Origin of the sequence: Yersinia proxima, assembly GCF_902170785.1 — a bacterium.
GTDB lineage: Bacteria > Pseudomonadota > Gammaproteobacteria > Enterobacterales > Enterobacteriaceae > Yersinia > Yersinia proxima.
In genome coordinates this window covers 68,256-91,932 of record NZ_CABHYG010000014.1, presented here as the reverse complement: position 1 = coordinate 91,932, position 23,677 = coordinate 68,256, and the positions used below count along the sequence as shown (strand labels likewise).

The following is a 23,677-nucleotide window of genomic DNA, read 5'->3' as shown; positions in this document are numbered from 1 at the left end:
TTTCTCCCAACGGCCCTATGCTCGTCATACTTCATTGAGTTGCGGTTACTTTTTACCGCCCAATAAATCCAACACTTCTTGTACGCTGGTCGTTTTGCTTAAGCGCTCAATGACAGAGTCATCGTCCAGCGCGTTGGTCAGGCTGGTAATGACATGAATGTGCTCATTGTTACGGGCAGCAATACCAATCACCAAGCGAGCCACTTCATCTTCTTCATCGCCAAAGCGTACACCTTCAGGATATTGACAGAACACCACACCCGTCTTCAGTACACGATCTTTAGCTTCAATGGTGCCATGTGGCACGGCGATAGATTCGCCCAGATAAGTGGAAGTCAGTTTCTCACGTTCCAGCATCGCTTCAACATATTCAGGCTCAACATAACCGCCTTTCACCAACTGCTCACCGGCAAAGCGGATAGCCTGTTCTTTGGTTGTCGCATGTTGGTTCAGGAAAATATTCTCCGCACCCAGTTTGAATAGATTGGCCTCTGATGGCTCAAAGCTATCATCCAGTTTTTCAATCACTTTCTGGACAGTTTCTGCACTGCTGCTGGCCTCGACCAGACGAGCCGTCAGGTTGGTATACAACTGACTGTCGAGGAAGTTGGTCAACGAAATATGCTGTGCCTGCGGCGCATGACGCATGGCGCGCTCGGTCAAATCACGGTGAGTGATAACCAAATCAACATCTTCCGGCAAATTGTTAATGGCACAGTTGGTCACAGAGATGTGCTTCAAACCAGCATCCAATACTTTCTTACGCAATACACCGGCACCCATCGCACTGGAACCCATACCGGCATCACAAGCAACGATGATTTTACGCACTGTGCTCAAGTCGCCCGCAGCTGCGGCTGCATTGGCTGCTTGTGCGCCTTTAGATTGTGCTTTCATGTCTTGCATACGACGAGTGGCATCTTCCAGGCTGTCTTCTTCATCGTCTTTGACTTTAGAGGTTTTCAGCAAGATGGCGGAGACCACGAAGGACACGGCAAATGCAGCAGCAACCGCTGCAATGTTGGCAAAGTAAGCACCTTTAGGTGTCATTGCCAATACCGCCAGGATAGAACCAGGAGAAGCAGGTGATACCAGACCGCCGTTCAACACAGTCAGAGTGAACACACCTGTCATACCGCCCAGAATTACCGCCAGCAATAAGCGTGGGTTCATCAGAACGTATGGGAAATAGATTTCGTGAATACCACCGAAGAAGTGGATGATAGCCGCACCGCCAGCAGATTGCTTGGCGTTACCTCTGCCGAAGAACATGTACGCCATCAACACACCCATACCTGGGCCTGGGTTAGCTTCGATCAGGAAGAAGATAGACTTACCGGTTTCAGTCGCCTGTTGGATACCCAAAGGAGAGAAGATACCGTGGTTAATCGCATTATTCAGGAACAGGATTTTGGCCGGTTCGACGAAGATAGACGTTAGTGGCAGCAGGTTAAGCTGCACCATGATATGCACGCCTTTCGCCAACACTTGAGATAACACTTCTACCAATGGGCCAATTGCCATAAAGGCCAAGATAGCCAACAGCATACCGATGATACCGGCTGAGAAGTTGTTAACCAGCATCTCAAAGCCGCTTTTGATTTTACCTTCAACCCAGCGGTCAAAGTGTTTGATTGCCCAGCCACCCAGTGGGCCGACAATCATTGCACCGAGGAACATTGGCATATCCGCACCAACGATAACCCCCATAGTAGTGATAGCGCCGACCACACCACCACGATCTCCCCCGACCAAACGGCCGCCGGTAAAACCGATCAGCAATGGCAGCAGGTAGGTGATCATCGGGCCAACCAGTTTGGCTAGCGTCTCATTCGGCAACCAACCCGTTGGAATAAACAGTGCGGTGATAATACCCCAGGCGATAAATGCGCCGATGTTGGGCATAACCATATTACTGAGGAATCGGCCAAAATTTTGAATTCTGACCTTTGCGTCTGGTGAAAACATAAAACACCCCTATTGGTACGCGCTAACAATAAGAGCGCGATATAATTGTTTTGTTGAGGCAGTTCTGCAAAACCCGCCGGTGTTATCGAATACAAACACGCTGTATGCAAAACAAACTCTAGCATGCTCTTTTACTCACGCGTAGCTCACCTATTTTATGTGACATAAATCACACGAAAGCACCCACTACAGGGGTTAATTTGGTGATCAAGATCACACTATTAGGGTGTAAGAAAGCCACGGGGGATAATTTTTAAGCTAAAAACGATCATTAAAGTGACTTATGTCACACTTTTATGGTGACCATTTGTTTTGAAAATGTGATGTTAATCACAAGTTATTTTTGCTCGCGGAAGCAGGATGAGACATTCGTCCACCCAATATATCGATATTGAACCACTGACTGGTAAATGTGTAATAAAACAACAGGGGGAAAGGGGCACACGATTGGATCAGGTTTTGGTTGATATGAGTTCATCATTGCTCACGGCCGGATCTGATTTCGGTTGATATTCGATTTGTTTTCATTGCTGGCTTTGCCGCCTCAACCGAGCAGGAGGGCAGGCCGGCCCTCCTGCACCTGCGGCTTGCGCGAAATATTACTGCTATTCGCAGTCCCCTCCGGCAGCCGTTGGCCTTATCGAGCCAGCGCGAGTCGCTTCCTGCTCCAGCGCGCTTTTCGCCGCCGTCCATGGCGGCTCACTCGGGCCATCGCCTTTGTCGGTAATATTCCTGATTGCGCTCAACGTCAAAAGAGAAAATCAAAACCATGGTTTTTAGGTTTTGATGTTTAAAAGCACATTTGAGCAGCCGAGTGAAGAGTGGAGCAAGGGAAATCCGCCATGGACGGCGGATTTAGGCGTCACGCGGAGGGACCCGCGTAAAGCCGTCCCGCCAGCGAAAAGATGAATCGAGGGTACCTGCGAAGCAGGCTAGCGATACGTGCGCTAGCGCAGGGGATCCAAGGGGGTTACGCGCTTGTAACCCCTTTGGCGGTTGGTTCAACGGAGGTTAGGTGAAGCATGAAGCCATAACAACCGAACCCATCAAATCACTGCATGACACTCATTACACTCTTCTGTGCTGCCATCATCGCCGGATACTTGGCGACCAGATTAGCCATCATCGCGTTATATTGTGCCGCTTGTTGTGCAGTTTGGAATTGAACGCCACCATTATTGAAAGTGACTTGAGCCCCCTGCTGTTGCAGGAAATCCCCAACCTGTGCCAGGTCCTGCACAAAGGCAGAAACCACTGGAACCGCCGGAATCAACACATTGGTCGGCTGAGTGACCACATTATCGAAGACTTTATTAAACACCACTTTCAGGTCATCTGGCTGCTTCAATGCTGCCACAGCGCTATCCGCCTGTGTTTTAGCTGTGCGAATTTGCTGCACTAACAGATTTAAAGCACCCGCTGACTGCTGTAATGCATCACGTTTATTGAGGTAATCCTGCGCGACACGAATCTCATTGATTTGTGCGATAGCGGGCGTCAGGCTGGCATCCACAGACTTACTGAGTTGCTGGGAAAAAGTGACTAAAATCGCATAATCGCTGACATAAGGGCCAAACTTCTGCTTTTGATCTTCACTCAGCGTTGGCAGTTTCATCCCACTGCGCATCACCGTATTTTGCAGATAATCAATAAAAGCCTTACGTTGTTCTGGTTCTTTATCCCCGCAGGCAGTTAATTGGAACACTACCAATAACGCCAACAATGGCGCTAACCAACGTGAATATCGGGCCGTATTCAGTGCAAAAGTCATGTGAAACTACTCCTATGATAAGTACTTATTTTCACAACATCCTATTCTTATCACCCAACTCCAGTATTAAGAATAGATAAGGGGAGCGATATGCGCTCCCCTATTGCCAGGCAAGAACAGGATTACTGCAACAGAGAAATATCAGCAACCTGCAAGAACAGCTCACGCAGCTTACTCAACAATGTCAGTCGGTTAACCCGCACGGCATCATCTTCGGCCATAACCATTACGCTTTCAAAGAACTCATCAACCGTTTCCCGCAGCGCCGCCAGTTCAACCAGTGCTTCCTGGTATTGACCTGCCGCAAACACTGGTTCGAGCTTATCGCGCAACACCACCAGATGTGTAGCCAGCTTCAACTCTGCCGGTTCTTTTAACACAGAAGCACGCACATGGTCATTCAGGGTATCAGTAGATTTCGCCAGAATGTTCGACACACGTTTGTTCGCCGCAGCCAGTGCCGCAGCCGCGTCCAGTGTGCGGAAATAAGTTACCGCTTTTACCCGAGCATCAAAATCAGCCGGACGGGTTGGGCGACGAGCCAATACCGCCTGAATGGTATCAACGCTATGACCTTCATCCTGATACCAGGCGCGGAAGCGGCCCAGCATGAATTCAATCACTTCGTCGACCACTTTGGTGTTGGTCAGCTTGCTGCCATACAGACGCACCGCTTCTTCGGTCAGCGTTTGCAGATCCAGCGGCAAATTCTTCTCAACGATAATACGCAACACACCTAGTGCAGCGCGGCGCAGAGCAAATGGGTCTTTATCGCCTTTTGGATGTTGACCGATACCGAAAATACCCGCCAGCGTGTCCATTTTGTCGGCAATAGCCAATGCGCAAGCCACCGGATTTGACGGTAAATCATCACCGGCAAAACGTGGCTGATACTGCTCATTCAGTGCGACCGCAACGTCTTCAGCTTCACCATCGTGACGAGCATAGTGCATCCCCATCACACCTTGGGTATCAGTGAATTCGAATACCATATTGGTCATCAGATCGCACTTGGACAGCAAACCGGCGCGAGTAGCGTGGTTAACATCAGCACCAATCTGTGCGGCAACCCAACCGGCCAGCGCCTGAATACGATCAGTCTTATCGCGCAGGGTGCCCAATTGCTGTTGGAACAGCACGGTTTCCAGACGCGGTAGATTATCTTCCAGACGTTTTTTACGGTCAGTATTAAAGAAGAACTCGGCATCAGCAAGACGTGGACGCACCACTTTCTCGTTACCCGAGATAATCTGTTGAGGATCTTTCGATTCAATGTTAGCAACAAAAATGAAGTTTGGCAGCAAGTTACCCGCAGTGTCGTAAACTGGGAAATACTTCTGGTCACCTTTCATGGTGTACACCAGTGCTTCCGCAGGTACTGCCAGGAATTTCTCTTCAAATTTGGCGGTCAACACCACCGGCCATTCAACCAGCGACGCCACTTCTTCCAGCAAACTTTCACTCAGATCAGCAACACCGCCAATCTTCTGTGCGGCTAATTCTGCATCACGCTTAATGATAGCTTTGCGTAATTCATAATCAGCGATAACTTTACCGCGTTCCTGCAAGACTTGCGGGTATTGATCGGCATTATCGAGCGTAAACTCAGGTTCACCCATAAAGCGGTGACCACGAATAACACGATCTGAATCAATGCCTAATACCGTACCTGGAATAACTTCGGAACCTAACAGCATGGTCACGGTATGAACCGGGCGAACGAATTGGGTATCTTTATCACCCCAACGCATCAGCTTAGGAATAGGCAGTTTGCTCAGAGCGGTATTGACCATCCCCGCCAGCAACAACTGCGCAGATTGACCTTTGACATGCGCGCGATACAGCAGCCATTCGCCTTTATCGGTAACCAGACGCTCTGCTTGGTCGACAGTAATACCACAGCCACGCGCCCAACCTTCAGCCGCTTTGCTTGGTTTGCCTTCGGCATCAAATGCTTGCGCGATTGCCGGGCCACGTTTTTCGACTTCACGATCAGCCTGAGCAGCGCTTAAGTTAATGACTTTTAACGCCAAACGGCGCGGTGCGGCATACCAAATAACCTCACCGTAAGGCAAATTGGCGTTATCAAGTTCAGCCGTAAAATTGGCGGCAAAAGATTCGGCCAGAGAACGAAGAGCCTTCGGCGGCAACTCTTCCGTGCCGATTTCCACCAGGAAAGTCTGTTGAGTCATGACAGCCTCTTAGTTCTGATTCTTTTTGCACATAGGGAAGCCCAATGCCTCGCGGGAAGCATAATAAGCCTCGGCGACAGCTTTGGTCAGCGTACGAATGCGCAGAATATAGCGCTGACGCTCAGTTACCGAGATGGCTTTACGGGCGTCGAGCAGGTTAAACGTGTGGCCAGCTTTGAGAATACGTTCATAAGCCGGCAGTGGCAGCGGGACTTCCAGCGCCAGCAGTGACTGGGCTTCTTTCTCATATTGCTCGAAGCAGGAGAACAGGAAGTCCACATCGGCGTATTCAAAGTTATAGGTGGATTGCTCCACTTCATTTTGATGATAAATATCGCCGTAGGTGGTTGTACCCAGTGGGCCGTCACACCAAATCAGGTCATAAACGCTATCTACGCCCTGGATGTACATTGCCAAACGTTCCAGACCATATGTTATTTCGCCGGTGACCGGTTTACATTCCAAACCGCCCACTTGCTGGAAGTAAGTGAACTGAGTCACTTCCATGCCGTTTAGCCACACTTCCCAACCCAGACCCCAGGCACCCAGCGTTGGGTTCTCCCAGTTATCTTCGACAAAGCGAATGTCGTGAATCAACGGGTCCAGACCCAGCTCTTTCAATGAACCTAAATAGAGTTCCTGAATGTTGTCTGGTGAAGGTTTGATAATGACCTGGAACTGGTAATAGTGTTGCAGGCGATTTGGGTTCTCACCGTAACGACCATCGGTCGGGCGGCGTGAAGGTTGTACATAAGCGGCAGCGATTGGCTCTGGGCCAAGTGCGCGCAGACAGGTCATTGGGTGGGAAGTACCCGCGCCGACTTCCATGTCCAGTGGTTGAACAATGGTGCAGCCTTGGCGCGCCCAATAGTCCTGTAACGTCAGGATCAGGCCCTGAAAGGTCTTGGTATCAAACTTTTGCATGTTGGATTCGCACGCGATACAAGTGGATTAAAATGGAATGGGTCAGTATACCCGTTGACCGTAAGATATACAGCCAGAATCCGGTAAGATGCAACAATCAAAGCAGATTTGTCGATAAAATGAGCCTTTAATTGGATTCCAGCGGCTAATTCTGCGTAATTCCCGCCAAGGTAAAGAATCTGTCGATAGGTTGCTAATCAGTCAATGAACAGCGATCATCCACGGCTGAGACAGATAACAAACAGGAAGACGAGTTATGAGCCTACAACGCTGCGGTTGGGTGACCACTGATCCTCTGTATCTCGCTTATCACGATACTGAATGGGGAATTCCACGTACCGACAGCCAGGCATTATTCGAAATGCTGTGTCTCGAAGGTCAACAAGCTGGGCTTTCATGGATAACCGTGCTGAAAAAACGCGAACATTATCGCAAATGTTTCCATAATTTTGATCCGGTGCGTGTGGCAAAAATGGGGTCGGAAGAGGTTGAAAAGCTGGTATTGGACAGCGGCATCATCCGCCATCGCGGTAAAATTCAGGCGATTATTACTAATGCGCAGGCCTACCTGACAATGGAAGCCAACGGCGAAGATTTTTCGCGTTTTATCTGGAGTTTCGTCGATGGTGAGCCAAAAGTTAACCATTGGTGGTGTTTGGCAGAATGCCCGGCAACAACCCCCATTTCAGATGCGATGTCTAAGGCACTCAAAAAACGTGGTTTTAAGTTTATCGGCTCCACTATTTGCTATGCCTTTATGCAGGCCAGTGGCCTGGTGAACGATCATCTGGCGAGTTGCTTCTGCCATCCGGATAACGCAGCAAAATGATTAGAGCGTATCAACCGGACGATATCGATGCCGTGATGCAATTGTGGCTCGCCAGCACGATTACGGCGCATCCTTTTATTGCCGAACAATATTGGCATGAGAGCGCCCCGTTGGTACGAAACACTTACCTGCCAGCAGCCCGCACTTGGGTCTATTTACACCCAAAAACCATTGGCGGTGGGAATCCGATTGCAGGATTTATCAGTATTCTGGAAGAACAACTGGTGGGAGCATTGTTTGTCGCCCAACCTTTTCACGGGCAGGGTATCGCTAAGGCATTGATGGAACATGTTCAGCAACACTACCGCGCCCTGACGCTGGAGGTCTATCAGCAAAACCAACGCGCCTGCCACTTCTACCGTAAACAAGGTTTTACCCAGATAGGGAAAGCGTATAATGCCGAGACCGATAACACTATTTTAACTTTGCATTGGCAACGCCCATTTCACTAGCTCTTTATTTTATTCCCCCATCATCTGATAAATTTTAATAACCGTATCGAGCGAGCAATAGTATTACCCTATCCCAATACCAATTTATCTACTGGTATAAGTAAGGGGGCATTATGATAAGGATATTTATAAATAAAAAATCACTACTTATTTTAGTCATTGTTTTATCTCCGATTAGTTTCTCTAATGAAATTAAAAGTATTTCCTTCTGTACTGAAGATAAATATAAAAGTGAAATAGAGGCAACCTACGATATTGAGCATACCTATCACGGAAGAATTGAACGGAGTGATGCTTCAAGAATATTAAGTTGTTCGTTCATCCCTGCATTAGCAATTTATAATTATATTACTCATAGTCAGTGTGATCAGACGGATATATTATGGCAACAGCTATCACATTGGTTTTCAGATGATAATAAAGATAAGGTGATATTACTCGTTGGTAACACCCCATTACTTAAACCACGGCCAGCACTCCCTGAACATAGAAATAACCAGGCCACCCCGCTCACATTGACATTAAGTAAAATTAATATGCAATTACATCATCAGGCGCTGACCATACCAGCCACGGCACGATTTTGTAAAACCTCAATAGATAATATCATCGCGGCCCGCTATCCACGCAGCCCCGATGATAACTGCCCCCAATGGGTATCACGTATATTGGCCGACTTTACGACGTTATTCGGCCATTCAGTACGTGACTGGACACCCGAGCAATTCCAGGATGTCATCACCAGAATTGATGCGCAACATGTGACTGGTTATGCAGGTAGCGATGTTGCCACTGAGGATCGTCTGGTTAATGGAGTCCGCACGATTATCCAGCAGTTGGGATTAGCTGAAACTATCCGAAAAATCACCCACGCATTAATTTATTCCCGCTTGAATTATGCTAATTATCTTGAGCATAACCCTGGAGCCTCGGCCTCCCCTATAGCTGCACAAAGTCTGCCTCTAGGAGAATACTCGCTCTCTTTAGAATCTTATCAATACCCCACCGAACCGCATGCGGTACGTATTCGTGAAAATAATGAGTGGGTGATAAGACCCGATTTATATTTTGAGGTAGAAATCATTGAGAGCAGTACAACAGAGCGGGCTCTTATCACCCTGACTCATACCGTCATGAGCCATTGGTTTAATACTTACCTGTTCGCTCCTTTAAAAATAGACCAACGCGGTAACCCTCTTACTGACCTTGATCGCACCATTAGCGCCGCGCGAACAACCAGCACGTCGTTATTACTTGAATTAGAAAGCAGTAGCAGCGGCTGTCTGTTTGTAGTGGTTAGATTGAATGGAAAAATAGTCAGTGTATTGGGTGCATCAGAGGGTAATCAGGAGAGAAAAGAGTACTATATTGATGTTTCTGTGAGCGAACCACGCAATGTTCTGACGCCAAATATGGAAGGAAATATACGCGGAGCGGGCACCGCGGCAGTACATGAGTTAGCCCGTTATTTGAAACAAAAAGGTGTAAAAAAATTACGCTCTAATGTTATTTCTCACCCCTCAGCCAGAGTAAAAAACAAACTCGGATTCAAACATGATGAACTTTGATATTTAACCTTTCTATTTTCTAAAGAAAAGTAATAGGAGTACATTATGAAATCAAAAACCACATTTAATATTGTCATATTTCTTTCATTAACAACGTTATCTAAAATAGTTTTTCCCAATGAAATTGACAGGGATTGCACTAAATATAAAACTATCCCACAGACTAATAAAGAATATTTAACACCCATAAACAATAAAGAAGTATGCTTATATAATGATGATAAACTATCTGGTAGATCGATGTGTTTCATCCCGGGAGAAGATATTGATTTCCTCGATAGAGATGATGAAGTAATAGAAAATGATAGTATTTCTTCCATCTCTATTCCTGATGGAATGTTTGCCACTATATATAAAAATGACAATTATAATTCTCCTTATTTAAATTTAATGGAATCTATTGGGCAGCACGACCTGGCTGATTTGGGCATGGATAACCAAATTAGTAGCGTAAGAGTTTCTTATTCTCCTATCAACGGCTGCAATGAGCGTTGTGTTATTCTAAAGCGGATGCAACTACTCTTATCTGATATTTTTGCTCAAAACTGGGCTGATCCCAATTATCCCAATAAACAGGTTTTACTGAGCTTTGATATTAACGAAAAAAGTGATTTTATGGTGGAATTAACATTAGGCTCCGTAGTTTGGTTTTCTAAAAGAAATGTCTTTATTTTTAATTCATATAGTAATGAACCGCTGGTATTTGGTATTCAACCCGAGACAAATAGGTTCTCCCTGCTATTTCACCTCAATAGCAACAGTATTGCTGTAGATTATATGGAAAGCCGTGATACTGAGCAGATAGCCTTGTCACCTACCATAACGGTTTCTCATGCTCCTTTTGATAGGCCGGTAGAAACCTCAAATATTATTATTAATAACACTAGCGAGTATCCGCTGGTTATCGACCAAATAGTGATGGCTGCCAGTGCTGAAGATATTCAGTCGGTACACCACAGAAACGAAAGAGATACTGCCGGAACATTAGGTTGCACATTTATTCCCGCGCTGGCGATTTATAATTACATCACTCACAGTTGGTGTAATCAGGGAGATAAATTATGGGACAAAATGCAGCACTGGTTTTCCAGTGATAATAAAGACCAATCGATGCTCATTACCGCGCAAAATTCATTACTCAAACCGCATCCACAACCGACTGAAAATAGCCGTCATCCCCTACTGGCCTTAACTAAAATTGAAACTCAGCTCCATAATCTGGCACTCACGCTGCCGGCCACCGCTCAGTTTTGTAAAACATCAATGAATAACATCCTCGCAGCCCGTTATCCCCGTGATACAAATATGCACTGTTCACTGTGGGTATCCCGTGTATTGGCAGACTTTACTCTGCTATTCGGTGATTCAATACGCGACTGGACTCTGGATGTTTTACGCCGAGTATTAATACAAATCCATGAGAGTGATACGACAGGCTTTGCAACTAGCGATCCGGCGGCAGAAAGCCGTTTGGTGAATGAAGTTAGGGAAGTGATACGTAATCTGGGGCAGGACGAGGCCATCAGTCAAATTTCTCAGGCATTTGATTATACACGCTTAAATTACGCCCGCTATCTGGCGCACAATCCCAGCGCAACAGCATCTCCCGCCGCTGCCCAACGTTTACCATTAGGAACCTATTCACTCTCATTGGCTTCTTATCATTACCCCACTGACCGGCCCGTTGCACGGGTTCGTGAAAATGGCGAGTGGGTGACCCACCCCGATTTATATTTTGATGTCGATATCCTGGATACCACTATCCCGGAGCAGCCAAGAATTGATGACTCTTTGATGGACGATGCCCGAGCAGCACTCGCCGCCTGGTCCGATATTTACAATGCGGTGCCCGTCAACTACCACATCACTAACGAATATTGGTCGGAACATGACCGCACTATCGAAGCTGGTCGGGCACACAGTTACTCACTGTATAGTGAAATGCTCGCTCCTGAGAATGACTATATCTACGTTGCGGTACGGCTAAGAGGGGATATTGTCAGCCTTTTGGCAGCCAGAAGAGATGAGTCCTTCGAGAACAGCTATGAAAACTACTATGTTGAATTTTTTGTCACTGACCCGAATTATGTGTTGGTTCCAGAGGATGAGGAGAGTGTTCGTGGGGCTGGTAGCGCAGCACTTCTGGGTCTGGCCAGTTACCTACAACAACGTGGGGTGAAAGTTATACGTGCTCGTGTTGTTTCACAGCCCGCCGCCCGAGTCAGCACAAAACTCGGCTTTCATCATGATGAATTTTAAGTGCCAGCAGATAGCGCTGATAGCGCTGTTCTGTGCTTTTTTCGTCGATAAACACAGCATTCACGCTAACCACATAACACTATGAGAGTTTTCTCAATGGTATTCCCCCATAAATTACCGGATAACGATGGCAGATAAATGCCAGCAACTTGATTGAATGCTGGCAGATGACTTGTTAAATCAGCTATTGGGCGACGTTATCTATTTTTCGCCGAAATAGAATGCCATTTAAGGGAAATTCAATGAAAAAACGCATTCTGGCCACGGTGGCCGCCGTTTCTGTCGCACTGACACTTTCCGCCTGTACCACCAATCCCTATACCGGCGAATCACAGGCCGGAAAATCCGGTTACGGTGCAGGTATTGGTGCCGCATTAGGTGCAGGGATCGGTATGTTGTCATCATCCAAACATGACCGTGGTAAAGGGGCGTTGATTGGTGCCGCCGCAGGGGCCGCGTTGGGTGGCGGTGCGGGCTACTACATGGATGTGCAGGAAGCCAAACTACGCGAAAAAATGAATGGGACGGGTGTTAGCGTGACCCGTCAGGGTGACAATATCGTGTTGAATATGCCCAATAATGTCACTTTTGATACGGATAGTAGCAACCTGAAACCGGCTGGAGCCAATACCTTGACCGGTGTGGCTATGGTATTGAAAGAGTATGATAAAACTGCCGTCAATGTGACTGGTTATACCGACAGCACCGGTGCCAGAGCACATAACATGACGCTTTCACAACAACGTGCCGACAGTGTGGGAAGCGCACTGATCGTGCAGGGCGTAGCGGCGAACCGTATTCGTACCAGCGGTGCAGGGCCGGATAATCCGGTAGCAAGCAACAGCACCGCCGCAGGTAAGGCGCAGAACCGTCGGGTTGAAATTACCTTAAGCCCACTGTAATTATTATAATTTTACTGCGGATAACGCCTGGCGCTTTATCCGCGCTTTCTCTGCCGGAGTCATCCGGTCATCATAATTATTCCAGCCTGATACGATAAGTACAGCGCCGGGAGCCAGATAAAATATGTTCAATCCGCTCAACCGGCACTCCCAGAGCTTGCTGAAATACCGACAATTCTGCCCGACAAAACCCCTGACAACTGGTGGCTGCAGCACAAATCGGGCAATGATTTTCAATCAGCAATATTGAGCCATCGGCTTGAGTCTGGCATTCCGCCATGTACCCTTCCTGAGAGCGAATGGCCACCAGCCGCTCTATCCGTTCATCAATATTATGCGCGCCTTCCATTGCCTGACAATATTGCTCACGAGTTTCTTGTTCACGAGCCTCAATCAGTAAATTGAGGGCTTCTTCGCCTAATTTTGTGCGTACCATTCGTAATAATTGAACCGTTAGCTCGCTGTGAGCATCAGGAAAACGGGCATTTCCTGCCTCGGTAAGTTGCCAAAACTGGATTGGCCGCCCGACACCTTTTGTCTGTGCCGCCGCCACAACCAAACCCTCTTTGGCTAATTTTACGAATTGTTGGCGGGCGGCTTCCCCTGTCGTGCCGAGTATTTTTCCCGCATCTGCCGCTTGCAAGGGGCCGCGCGTCTTCAGCAACAGCAGCAGGCGCTCAGCAACAGACTGCGGCTGACTGGTCGAATAGTCGATATTCATATCTATCCCAGTATTGTTGATGCATTTTTAATTCTGATGATTATCAGCATAACATTTTACAAGCATATGCTTGACTTATTGTTGGCCACTGGCCTACCTTATTCCAAGTGTTTACTTGTTTAACTTTAACGTAACAACTCGCCCAACTCAATAACCAGATTTCTGGCAGGATGAATAACGTGATAATGAATGATGCAAGCCGATGGAGTGATTTGTTCTCTGGCAAAAATGCGGCTTTTGCCATAGCGCTGTCGGGTGGGGTGGTGTTACATGCCATCAATATCTATATCGCCACCACTATTTTACCGTCGGTGGTGCTGGAGATTAATGGCCTGAATTTATACGCCTGGAATACCACCCTGTTTGTCACCGCGTCGATCCTCGGTTCCGCATTATCTGCCCGTTTGCTCAGTGGTTATGGTGCGCGCAGCGCCTATTTGTTTGCCTCACTGACCTTTATGCTAGGCAGTGCCTTATGCGCAATGGCAGCGAATATGCCGCTGATGCTGGTTGGTCGAACCGTGCAAGGTTTGGGGGGCGGCTTTCTGTTCGCACTCTCTTACGCCATGATTAATCTTGTGTTTTCGCAATCATTATGGCCAAGGGCAATGGCGCTCATTTCAGGAATGTGGGGGGTGGCAACACTGATTGGCCCGGCAATTGGCGGGATATTTGCAGAAATGAACGCCTGGCGTTTTGCTTTCTGGACGTTACTGCCGGTGACACTGATTTATGCCATTTTTACCTGGCGCATCCTGCCGAAAGGAAGATCCAGCACTGCAGTCACCTCGGCATTACCGGTCATCCAACTGGTGCTGTTAACCGCGATTGTTTTGACCATTTCCGCCAGCAGTATTGCCAGCAGTGGCCTGACGAATCTGGTGGGTATCGTGTTAGCCGTATTGCTGTTGGTGCTGCTATTGCGGATAGAATCCCGAGCCACCTCGCGTTTACTGCCAAAAGGAGCGCTGCGCCTTAACTCCCCCTTGGCCGCACTCTACATCACCATCTCTTTACTGGCGATCGGCATTACTTGTGAGATTTTTGTCCCTTACTTCCTACAAACCATACACGGGCAGTCGCCGCTGATTTCTGGCTATATCGCCGCCACTATGGCTGCGGGTTGGACAATCTCTGAGGTAATGAGTGCTGGCTGGAAAAAGTCAGGTATTCGTTGGGCTATTATTAGCGGCCCAATTATTGTGCTGGTGGGAATCATTGCGCTCGCCATCCTGATGCCAGTAAGTTCACTGGGCAGTTGGCAGCAAATGGCCCCCATCGCCATTGCGCTAACATTAGTGGGTTTCGGTATCGGCTTTGGCTGGCCACACTTGCTGACCCGCATTCTGCAAGTAGCGGCGGAAGAAGATAAAGATATCGCCGGAGCCTCGATTACCACGGTACAGATGTTTGCCACCGCCGTCGGGGCTGCGATAGCCGGTATGGTGGCGAATCTTTCCGGCCTTAATGCTCCCGGCGGTGTCGCGGGTGCCGAAAACACCGCTCACTGGCTATTTACTCTGTATACCATTGCTCCGGCACTGGCGATCATTACTGCGCTACGTTGCGCGGCCATTCGCTCCCAGCCTCAGCCGGTTAACAGCGTTGCCAGCCACGAAGTTTTATAAAATCAGATATGCCAACCTGCTCACTCGGGTTGGCCTTTTCATTAGCCGTAACATTATGAGGCTGATTAGCACTTGATCCCGCACCGGTAGTTGCTGTTATTCTGGCTTTAAATCTTATCCTTAATTCTATTTACCCAAAGTCATTGAGGTTGTGATGAAGCCATCTATCGTGCTGTACAAAAGTATTCCTGCCGATCTGCATCAGCGTTTAGAGCAATATTTTACTGTGAACAGTTTTGATGGTTTATCTTCGGATAATCAGCCCGAACTATTATCTGCTCTGCAACAAGCTGAAGGGCTTATCGGTTCTGGCGGTAAAATTGATCAGGCGTTCCTGGAACGTGCACCGAAACTGCGAGCCGCTTCAACCATTTCTGTTGGTTATGATAATTTTGATGTCGATGCGCTGAGCCAGCGCGGAATAGCCTTAATGCACACCCCTACCGTTCTGACCGAAACCGTGGCAGATACTATGATGGCATTGGTGCTATCCAGTGCGCGGCGGGTGGTAGAACTGGCAGAGCGCGTGAAAGCCGGAGAGTGGCAAGACAGCATCGGTGATGACTGGTTTGGTGTCGATGTCCACCACAAAACCATCGGTATTCTCGGCATGGGCCGAATTGGTATGGCGCTGGCTCAACGAGCACACTTTGGTTTTAGCATGCCGGTGCTGTACACCAGCCGCCGCCCACATGAAGAAGCTGAAAAGCGCTTTGGTGCTCGCCGCTGTTCACTCGATACCTTGCTGGCTGAGGTGGATTTCCTCTGCATCACTTTGCCGATGACCGAACAGACTTACCATATGATTGGCCGTGAGCAACTGGCTAAAATGAAATCCAGCGCTATCTTGATCAATGCAGGTCGTGGGCCGGTGGTGGATGAGCAGGCACTGATTGCTGCGCTGCAAGATGGCACTATTCATGCCGCCGGGTTGGATGTATTTGAACAAGAACCACTACCAGTGGATTCGCCATTGCTCAAATTACCAAATGTGGTTGCTGTGCCACATATTGGTTCCGCCACTCATGAAACCCGCTACAACATGGCGGCCTGCGCGGTAGATAACCTGATTGCGGCACTGACAGGCACCGTCACAGAAAACTGCGTCAACCCGCAGGTATTGCAGCAAGCATAATTTATGCTACTGGCCTGTTAGCAGGCCAGTGACAACTAACTTCTACCTTCTACCTTCTAACTTTGGGAGGTTCTCGATAAGTATGAAATACACGGAGAATTTGAATCTCCCCGCTTTTGACTCGATAAGGCAGTAAATAAGGGAAGTTTTGCAGTACTAACTCCCGTGCGCCCATCACTCTTCCTGCCCGTCCCATTGAGGGATTGGTAGCTAATAATGAAGTTAATTGATGGACTTCATTGGCAAAATTTTGCGCCGCGGTAGGGTTTCTCTCATATAACCACTGATACTCGCTTTGTAAGTTTACAGCCGCTGTCCTTAGCCATTTCACATTCATTATTTATCCTTATCCTGAACGGCCACACCCATTTTTTGAAAAAGTGTATTCATCTCATGTTCAGAGATGAAATCTTGCTGATCAGCTTCGATAATGGCTTGTTTTATCTCTGTAATTTGCCATGCCTCACGATCCAGAAAATCCTGAATTGCCTGTCCGGCCAAATAAGACTTAGTACGCCCGGTAGCCTCTGCCAGTAACGACAGTTGGTTCGCAAGCTCATCCGATATTCTTACTGACATAACACTCATTTTTTCTCTCCACCTAGAGAATTACAATGTATACATTGTAATCTAGACTACAAAACAAACAATAAAAAGTGCCAAATCCCCCTCATCCGCTGCCCTCCTCCCTATAAAAACTGCTTAGGGATGAGGCTATTTCTTCGCCGTCTGGCACTCTGATATTCATAAAACTTTATACGTTTCTCAGACCCAAGGAAGACGCGTTATGAAACATCTCACGCTCCCTTTGCTACTGGTTTTGTCGCCAGCAGCCATGGCGAACTGGTCACTTCAGCATTTCCCGGCGTTTACTGAACAAGATAGCGGCGTCTTCCTGAGCAGTGGCGCGCTCACCAAAGGTGAGTATCTCCTTAAATTTTATCAAGATAAGCAATGCTGGCAGCCAACCGGGCCGGTAAAGCTGAATCAGACATTTTCGCTGCAACCCTGCCAGAATCAGGCTGATATCCAGTGGAAGCTGTTCCGCGATGGCCAGTATCAGGTGCGTATTGATACCCGCAGCGGCACGCCAACACTCACCTTGAGTATCAAAGAACCGGTGGCGGAAACCGTCAAAGTCGTGGCTCACAGTTGTCAGCGCTGGGATGGAAAACCGGTGACGATTGATGTCAGCAAGACCTTCACTGAAGGTGAGATGGTGCGGGATTTCTACTCTGGTCAAACAACAAAAGTTTCTCTCGGTAAAATCACACTGCAACCCAGCCCTGAGAGTGGCGGATTATTGCTGCTAGAGTCAGCACAAACCGAGCATGCAGCTCCTTTTAACTGGCAAAACGCCACGGTTTATTTTGCGCTGACGGATCGTTTTAAAAACGGCAACCCAGACAATGATCACAGCTACGGCCGCCACAGCGATGGCATGCAGGAAATCGGTACTTTCCACGGTGGTGACCTGGCTGGCCTAACCGAAAAACTTGATTATCTGCAACAGCTTGGGGTCAATGCGTTGTGGATAACTTCTCCACTTGAGCAAATTCACGGCTGGGTGGGTGGTGGCGCCAAAGGTGACTTCCCGCATTACGCCTATCATGGCTATTACGGCCTGGATTGGTCTCGGCTGGATGCCAACATGGGCACCGAACAGGATTTGCATAAACTGGTTGAGCAAGCCCATAAGCGCGGTATCCGCATTCTATTTGATGTAGTTATGAATCATGTGGGATATGCCACTCTGGCAGATATGCAGAGCTACCAGTTCGGCGCGCTGTATTTACAACGCGATCAGCTGGAAAAAACATTGGGTAAAAACTGGACAGACTGGACACCTGGCAAAGGGCAAACCTGGCATAGTTTTAATGATTACATCAACTTTAGTGATAAAGCCGCATGGGATAATTGGTGGGGTAAGAAATGGATCCGCACCGATATTGGTGATTATGACTCCCCCGGCTATGACGATCTGACCATGTCGCTGGCTTTCCTGCCGGACATCAAAACCGAATCTACCCAACCCAGCGGTTTGCCGGTGTTTTATCGCCATAAACCCGATACCGCAGCACGAGAAATAGCCGGAGCCACTCCGCGTGATTACCTCACGCATTGGTTGAGTCAATGGGTTCGCGATTATGGTATCGACGGTTTTCGTGTTGATACCGCCAAGCATGTCGAGAAACCCGCCTGGCAACAACTTAAGCAGCAAAGCACTGCGGCTCTGGCTGAGTGGAAAGCAGCTCACCCGGATCAGGCGCTGGATAACTTACCCTTCTGGATGACCGGGGAAGCCTGGGGTCACGGCGTGATGAAGAGCGATTATTACCAAAACGGCTTTGATGCCATGATTAATTTTGATTTTCAGGATCAAGCCAAACAAGCACTGGCCTGTTTCTCATCCATTGACAGCACTTATCAACAAATGGCGGATAAACTGCAAGGTTTCAATGTGTTAAGCTACATTTCATCCCATGATACCCGGCTGTTTTTTAAAGATGACGCACAACAATCCTTGGTGAAACAGCAACGTGCGGGTGATCTGCTGCTGCTGGCTCCGGGGGCAGTGCAAATCTTCTATGGCGATGAAAGTGGGCGAGAGTTCGGCCCTACCGGGTCAGACCCATTGCAAGGGACCCGCTCGGATATGAACTGGAATGAACTGGCCGGAGAAAAAGGCGCGCTGTTGGCGCACTGGCAAAAAGTCAGTCAGTTCCGCGCCCGTCACCCAGCGATTGGTGCAGGCGTGCAGCAGTCACAACAAGCCGCTGATTACTATGCTTTTAGTCGCCAACACCAGGGCGATAAAGTATTGGTGGTTTGGGTTGGAGACAAAAAAGAGTAAACCAGTTTATTATTTTGCAATAACACTTCCTGTCGATATTTTCGCGCGGCAGGAAGAATTCTTTCCGCATTGCGTCCGCTTTTATCTGCGAGTATGGTAGTTGTTCACTTACGGATAACAATAAATTTTCATTTATGAAGTTTTCACTTTTCGGCGACAAATTCACCCGCTACGCGGGTATCACCAGACTGATGGACGACCTCAATGACGGCCTGAGAACTCCGGGTTCTATCATGCTTGGCGGGGGTAATCCGGCTCATATTCCCGAGATGGATGCTTATTTCCAACAACTTTGTCAGGAAATGCTGGAACGCGGGCAATTGACCGAGGCGTTGTGCAATTATGACGGGCCACAAGGGAAAGACCTGCTGCTAAAAGCACTGGCAAAAATGCTGCGCGATGAGTTGGGTTGGCAAATTGAGCCACAGAATATTGCACTAACAAATGGCAGTCAAAGCGCGTTTTTCTACTTATTTAATTTATTCGCTGGCCGCTATGCCGATGGCAACCGTCGGCGGGTATTATTCCCGCTGGCACCGGAGTATCTCGGTTATGCCGATGCGGGCCTCGACGAAGATTTGTTTGTCTCTGCCAAACCCAATATTGAGCTATTGCCAGAAGGGCAATTCAAATATCACGTCGATTTTGAACACCTCAATATTACCGATGATATAGGCCTGATTTGCGTCTCACGGCCCACCAACCCGACTGGCAATGTGATTACTGACGAAGAATTGATTCGCCTGGATGCTATTGCCCAGCAACGTGGTATTCCGTTATTGATTGATAATGCTTATGGCGTGCCCTTCCCTGGCATTATCTTTACTGATGCCACACCGCTGTGGAACCCGAATATCATTCTGTGCATGAGCTTGTCGAAACTGGGCCTACCCGGTTCGCGCTGCGGGATAGTGATTGCCGATGAGAAAGTCATTTCAGCCATCGCTAACATGAATGGCATTATCAGTTTGTCACCGGGAAGTTTAGGGCCAGCGATTGCCGCCGAAATGATTGAGCGTGGTGATCTGTTGCGTTTATCCAACGAGGTCATCCGGCCATTCTATTTCGAACGGGTGCAGCAAACTATTGCTATCCTGCGCAAATACTTACCGCCGGAACGCTGCCTGATCCATAAACCGGAAGGGGCGATATTCCTCTGGCTGTGGTTCAAAGATTTGCCGATCAGCACCGAGTTATTGTATCAACGCCTGAAAAAACGCGGTGTGTTGATGGTGCCGGGCCACTACTTCTTCCCCGGTCTGGAATATGACTGGCCGCATACTCATCAGTGCATGCGGATGAATTATGTCCCGGCACCGGAAGATATCGAAAAGGGTGTGGCGATTCTGGCCGAAGAAATTGAGTTGGCGTATCAGGAAGCGCAGTAATTTTCTAACGAAATAAAACCATACCCAAAGGCATTGGAGTTGCAGGTAGGCAGCCAGCAAACACATCCCGATGAGCTTACACAAGTAAGTGATTCGGGTGGGTGCGTGCAGCTAACACCCCTGCAACTTCAAGGACGAAGGGTAGCTATAGTGTCCAAAACAGCACGGCAAGTATCTGCGGCGACATGATTCGTAAGAACATCGCCAATGGATAAACAGTTGCATAAGACAGTGCCGCTGCGCCGCTGGTGGGGTGCAAACCATTGGCAAAGGCCAGTGCCGGTGGATCAGTCATTGAACCGGCTAACATGCCGCACAGTGTCAGATAATTCATTTTGGCTAACATGCGCGCCAGAATGCCCACGGTCAGTAGCGGTATCCCGGTGATCATCGCCCCGTAGCCAATCCACGCCAGCCCATCACCATTGACCAGCGTATTGATGAAATCACCGCCAGACTTCAGCCCAACCACCGACAAGAACAGCACAATCCCCAGTTCACGCAAGGCCAGGTTGGCACTCGGCGGCATAAACCAATATAGCTTGCCGATGCTACCAATACGCCCAAGGATAAGTGCGACCACTAGCGGGCCACCCGCCAATCCCAAACGTAGCGCTGCCGGAAAACCCGGAATAAACAGAGGGATTGACCCTAACAACACCCCAAGACCGACACCAATAAAGACAGGAAGCATTTGAACTTGTTGCAGTTTCTGTTGCGCGTTCCCCACAACCGCAGAAACAGCTTCAATAGATTCCGGACGCCCTACCAAATTAAGAATATCACCAAATTGCAGGCTGGCATTGTTACTGGCAACTAACTCAATCCCGGCACGGTTTAATCGAGTAATTGCCACGTCATATTTCTGTTTCAGGTTTAAGTCGCGAATTTTTTTACCCAAAACAGCCTCATTGGTCACCACCACGCGAGCGGTCTGCAACACCGTGCTGGCCGTAGACAAGGTGACATCAACCTCTTCCCCGACCACCAGTCGCACTTTTTCCAAAGCCTCGCGCTGCCCAACCAAATGCAGATAGTCACCCAGCTCAATGACGGTGCCTGACAACGGAACCATCAATAAATCACCGCGCTTCAAGCGAGAACAGACCACCTCATCGCTGTTCAGTAATGGCACATCCTGCATTGATAGACCATGCAGATTGGGGTTTCGTACCGCCACGTTCATGGTTTGCAGCAATTCACGGTTCTGCCCGTGGCTGCTATCAAACTCTTTAGCTTCACGATCAACGTTGATTTTAAAGAATAAACGGATCAGCCACATCACCAACAAAATACCGCAAATACCGAATGGATAGGCCATGGCATAACCCATCCCCATTTGGCTGACCAATTGGGGTGGCGAGCCTAAATCAGTGAGGATTTGTTGTGCTGCCCCAAGAGCCGGGGTGTTAGTCACCGCACCTGAAAATACGCCCAGAATAATAGGCAGTGGCACCGCAAACAATTTATGGATAATTGCGGTCACTAACCCACCGACAACAACCATCAGGATGGCAAAGCAATTAAGCCGCAACCCCGAGACTCGCAGTGAGGAGAAGAACCCCGGCCCCACCTGAATACCGATGGTATAAACAAACAGAATCAGGCCAAATTCCTGAATGAAATGCAGCATGTCTCCATTTAGAACCAGTTCGTAAGTTTGTGCAAAATGGCCCACGATAATGCCGCCAAATAGCACCCCACCGATACCTAACCCCACACCATAGACTTTCCAATTACCGATCCATAACCCCAATACGGCGACCAGCGCCAACATACTGACGGTAAGGGCGATAGCACTCATAAATCACTTCCTTGCCTAAGTTTAAAAACCGGTCGGCCACGTGGAATGTTCTTTGGTCATACATGGCCTTAAATTCTTATAGTTAGTAAGGATTCTGTCAGAAGGGGGGACTAGTGAATGTGGGATGCACCACAAAATGCACCGGAGAGCGGGGAATCTCTCCGGTGAAAAAACAAACACGGAAAAGTTTAATACTAAAAGGACAAAACAAGGAGAGGGGTATTCGTCACCGGCACCTCGGGCGGAGGTGCCGGTCATCATAATTACTGCTGTTCTGATTGCTCAGTTGCAACCGGATTATCTAATACCTGATGCTCTTGAGGAGCGGCACTGCCAATGCTGATACGCTGTGGTTGCAGTGCTTCTGGTACTTGGCGCAACAGATCAATGTGCAGCAGACCATTTTCAAATTGAGCATTATCAACATTCAGATGCTCTGCCAAAGTAAAGGTCAATGAGAACTCTTTACGCACCAGGCCTTGATGCAGGTATTCAACCTGTTTTTCAGCCGGTGTTGGCTTACCGCGCACAGTCAAACGCGGGCCTTCTACTTCAATATCCAGTTCGCTCTGTTTAAAACCGGCCAATGCCAGTGAGATGCGATAGTGGTTATCGTCAGTTTTCTCAATATTATATGGAGGGAACCCCTGAGAATCCTGACCGCCCTGCATTGAACTGGCTAATTTATCAAAACCAATCCACTGACGAAGTAAAGGTGACAAATCATAATTACGCATATATATAACTCCTTCTTTGAAGCGAGATAATAGAAAGCCGATCAGTCCCCGATTACGGCAGACTTGGCTCAGTTATGAATAATGTGAATTAGTCACATTATTGAAAAACTATTTAATAACCCTATCACTTAATTTCAATACGACGTGGTTTTAAACTTTCTGGTACTAAACGTTCCAGATCGATATACAACAAGCCATTGACTAAATTGGCACCTTTAATTTTAATGTGCTCAGCCAACTGGAATTTACGTTCAAAGTTGCGTTCAGCGATACCTTGATATAAATAAGTTCGTTGCGCAGGCTCATTGGCATGAGAACCACGAACAATCAACAGGTTATCCTGAGTTACAATTTCCAGTTCCTGTTCTGCAAAGCCTGCTACCGCGATCGCGATGCGATAGTTATTTTCATCGACCAATTCGACGTTATAAGGAGGATAACCGCCATTACTTTGATTCTGGCCGGATTCTAATAGATTAAATAACCGGTCGAAACCGATAGCTGAACGATACAGTGGTGCAAGCTCGGAATTACGCATAAAAACT

General features: G+C 48.0%; 20 protein-coding genes. 10 read left to right on the top strand and 10 right to left on the bottom strand.

Annotation, left to right across the window (positions count from 1 at the left end):
• Positions 1-45: 45 nt before the first annotated feature.
• Positions 46-1,968 (bottom strand): PTS mannitol transporter subunit IICBA, encoded by a 1,923-nt coding sequence (locus tag FTB31_RS12180; RefSeq protein WP_050076555.1) that lies wholly within the window; start codon positions 1,966-1,968, stop codon positions 46-48.
• 587 nt (positions 1,969-2,555) lie between these two features.
• On the opposite strand from FTB31_RS12180, the gene FTB31_RS12175 reads away from it, so the two are divergent.
• Complete coding sequence (locus FTB31_RS12175) at positions 2,556-2,762, top strand: hypothetical protein (protein WP_227731414.1); 207 nt, start codon at positions 2,556-2,558, stop codon at positions 2,760-2,762.
• 257 nt (positions 2,763-3,019) lie between these two features.
• On the opposite strand, the gene FTB31_RS12170 is transcribed toward FTB31_RS12175, so the two are convergent.
• From FTB31_RS12170 to glyQ, 3 genes are all read right to left on the bottom strand, one after another.
• Positions 3,020-3,739: a DUF3053 domain-containing protein gene (locus FTB31_RS12170; protein ID WP_050078765.1), complete on the bottom strand. Its 720-nt coding sequence runs from the start codon at positions 3,737-3,739 to the stop codon at positions 3,020-3,022.
• 122 nt (positions 3,740-3,861) lie between these two features.
• Entirely contained in the window at positions 3,862-5,931 is a 2,070-nt protein-coding gene (gene glyS / locus FTB31_RS12165) for a glycine--tRNA ligase subunit beta (RefSeq protein WP_050078764.1), read from the bottom strand.
• Between the two features lie 9 nt (positions 5,932-5,940).
• A complete protein-coding gene (gene glyQ / locus FTB31_RS12160; protein WP_005175094.1) occupies positions 5,941-6,855 on the bottom strand; it encodes a glycine--tRNA ligase subunit alpha in 915 nt (304 codons plus the stop codon).
• Positions 6,856-7,111: 256 nt separating this feature from the next.
• On the opposite strand from glyQ, the gene FTB31_RS12155 reads away from it, so the two are divergent.
• From FTB31_RS12155 to FTB31_RS12135, 5 genes are all read left to right on the top strand, one after another.
• A complete protein-coding gene (locus FTB31_RS12155; RefSeq protein ID WP_050078763.1) occupies positions 7,112-7,684 on the top strand; it encodes a DNA-3-methyladenine glycosylase I in 573 nt (190 codons plus the stop codon).
• Positions 7,681-8,136 (top strand): N-acetyltransferase, encoded by a 456-nt coding sequence (locus FTB31_RS12150; protein WP_227720113.1) that lies wholly within the window; start codon positions 7,681-7,683, stop codon positions 8,134-8,136. Before FTB31_RS12155 ends, FTB31_RS12150 begins: the two co-directional genes overlap by 4 nt.
• Before the next feature lie 113 nt (positions 8,137-8,249).
• On the top strand, positions 8,250-9,704 hold the full coding sequence (locus tag FTB31_RS12145; protein WP_227731413.1) for a GNAT family N-acetyltransferase: 1,455 nt from the start codon (positions 8,250-8,252) through the stop codon (positions 9,702-9,704).
• Positions 9,705-9,749: 45 nt separating this feature from the next.
• Positions 9,750-11,963 (top strand): GNAT family N-acetyltransferase, encoded by a 2,214-nt coding sequence (locus tag FTB31_RS12140; protein WP_227731412.1) that lies wholly within the window; start codon positions 9,750-9,752, stop codon positions 11,961-11,963.
• A gap of 242 nt (positions 11,964-12,205) precedes the next feature.
• Entirely contained in the window at positions 12,206-12,865 is a 660-nt protein-coding gene (locus FTB31_RS12135; RefSeq protein ID WP_050078761.1) for an OmpA family lipoprotein, read from the top strand.
• A gap of 76 nt (positions 12,866-12,941) precedes the next feature.
• On the opposite strand, the gene FTB31_RS12130 is transcribed toward FTB31_RS12135, so the two are convergent.
• Positions 12,942-13,586, bottom strand: a complete 645-nt coding sequence (locus tag FTB31_RS12130) for a helix-turn-helix transcriptional regulator (protein WP_227731411.1) — start codon at positions 13,584-13,586, stop codon at positions 12,942-12,944.
• A gap of 185 nt (positions 13,587-13,771) precedes the next feature.
• On the opposite strand from FTB31_RS12130, the gene FTB31_RS12125 reads away from it, so the two are divergent.
• Both FTB31_RS12125 and ghrB read left to right on the top strand, forming a co-directional pair.
• Positions 13,772-15,214 carry an MFS transporter gene (locus FTB31_RS12125; protein ID WP_227731410.1) on the top strand — a complete coding sequence of 481 codons (1,443 nt, stop codon included), beginning with the start codon at positions 13,772-13,774 and terminating at the stop codon, positions 15,212-15,214.
• 154 nt (positions 15,215-15,368) lie between these two features.
• Entirely contained in the window at positions 15,369-16,349 is a 981-nt protein-coding gene (ghrB, locus tag FTB31_RS12120; RefSeq protein ID WP_077295004.1) for a glyoxylate/hydroxypyruvate reductase GhrB, read from the top strand.
• A gap of 49 nt (positions 16,350-16,398) precedes the next feature.
• Here ghrB and FTB31_RS12115 read toward each other — a convergent pair whose 3' ends face one another.
• A complete protein-coding gene (locus FTB31_RS12115) occupies positions 16,399-16,686 on the bottom strand; it encodes a type II toxin-antitoxin system RelE/ParE family toxin (protein WP_050078757.1) in 288 nt (95 codons plus the stop codon).
• Complete coding sequence (locus tag FTB31_RS12110) at positions 16,686-16,937, bottom strand: CopG family ribbon-helix-helix protein (RefSeq protein WP_227731409.1); 252 nt, start codon at positions 16,935-16,937, stop codon at positions 16,686-16,688. The genes FTB31_RS12115 and FTB31_RS12110 overlap by 1 nt, the downstream gene beginning before the upstream one ends.
• Before the next feature lie 199 nt (positions 16,938-17,136).
• On the opposite strand from FTB31_RS12110, the gene FTB31_RS12105 reads away from it, so the two are divergent.
• Together FTB31_RS12105 and FTB31_RS12100 are read left to right on the top strand one after the other, a co-directional pair.
• On the top strand, positions 17,137-19,203 hold the full coding sequence (locus tag FTB31_RS12105; protein WP_227731408.1) for an alpha-amylase: 2,067 nt from the start codon (positions 17,137-17,139) through the stop codon (positions 19,201-19,203).
• A gap of 134 nt (positions 19,204-19,337) precedes the next feature.
• Positions 19,338-20,591, top strand: a complete 1,254-nt coding sequence (locus FTB31_RS12100; protein WP_050078754.1) for a valine--pyruvate transaminase — start codon at positions 19,338-19,340, stop codon at positions 20,589-20,591.
• Positions 20,592-20,736: 145 nt separating this feature from the next.
• Here FTB31_RS12100 and FTB31_RS12095 read toward each other — a convergent pair whose 3' ends face one another.
• The 3 genes from FTB31_RS12095 to ibpA all read right to left on the bottom strand — a co-directional run bounded on the left by FTB31_RS12095 (position 20,737) and on the right by ibpA (position 23,670).
• Positions 20,737-22,395, bottom strand: coding sequence for a putative transporter (locus tag FTB31_RS12095; RefSeq protein WP_019081455.1), 1,659 nt, complete (start codon positions 22,393-22,395; stop codon positions 20,737-20,739).
• A 263-nt stretch (positions 22,396-22,658) separates the two neighbouring features.
• On the bottom strand, positions 22,659-23,132 hold the full coding sequence (gene ibpB, locus FTB31_RS12090; RefSeq protein WP_005161076.1) for a small heat shock chaperone IbpB: 474 nt from the start codon (positions 23,130-23,132) through the stop codon (positions 22,659-22,661).
• Between the two features lie 124 nt (positions 23,133-23,256).
• The gene (gene ibpA / locus FTB31_RS12085; protein ID WP_046694351.1) at positions 23,257-23,670 is read right to left on the bottom strand and encodes a small heat shock chaperone IbpA; all 414 of its coding nucleotides are present in this window, start codon (positions 23,668-23,670) and stop codon (positions 23,257-23,259) included.
• Positions 23,671-23,677 lie beyond the last annotated feature (7 nt).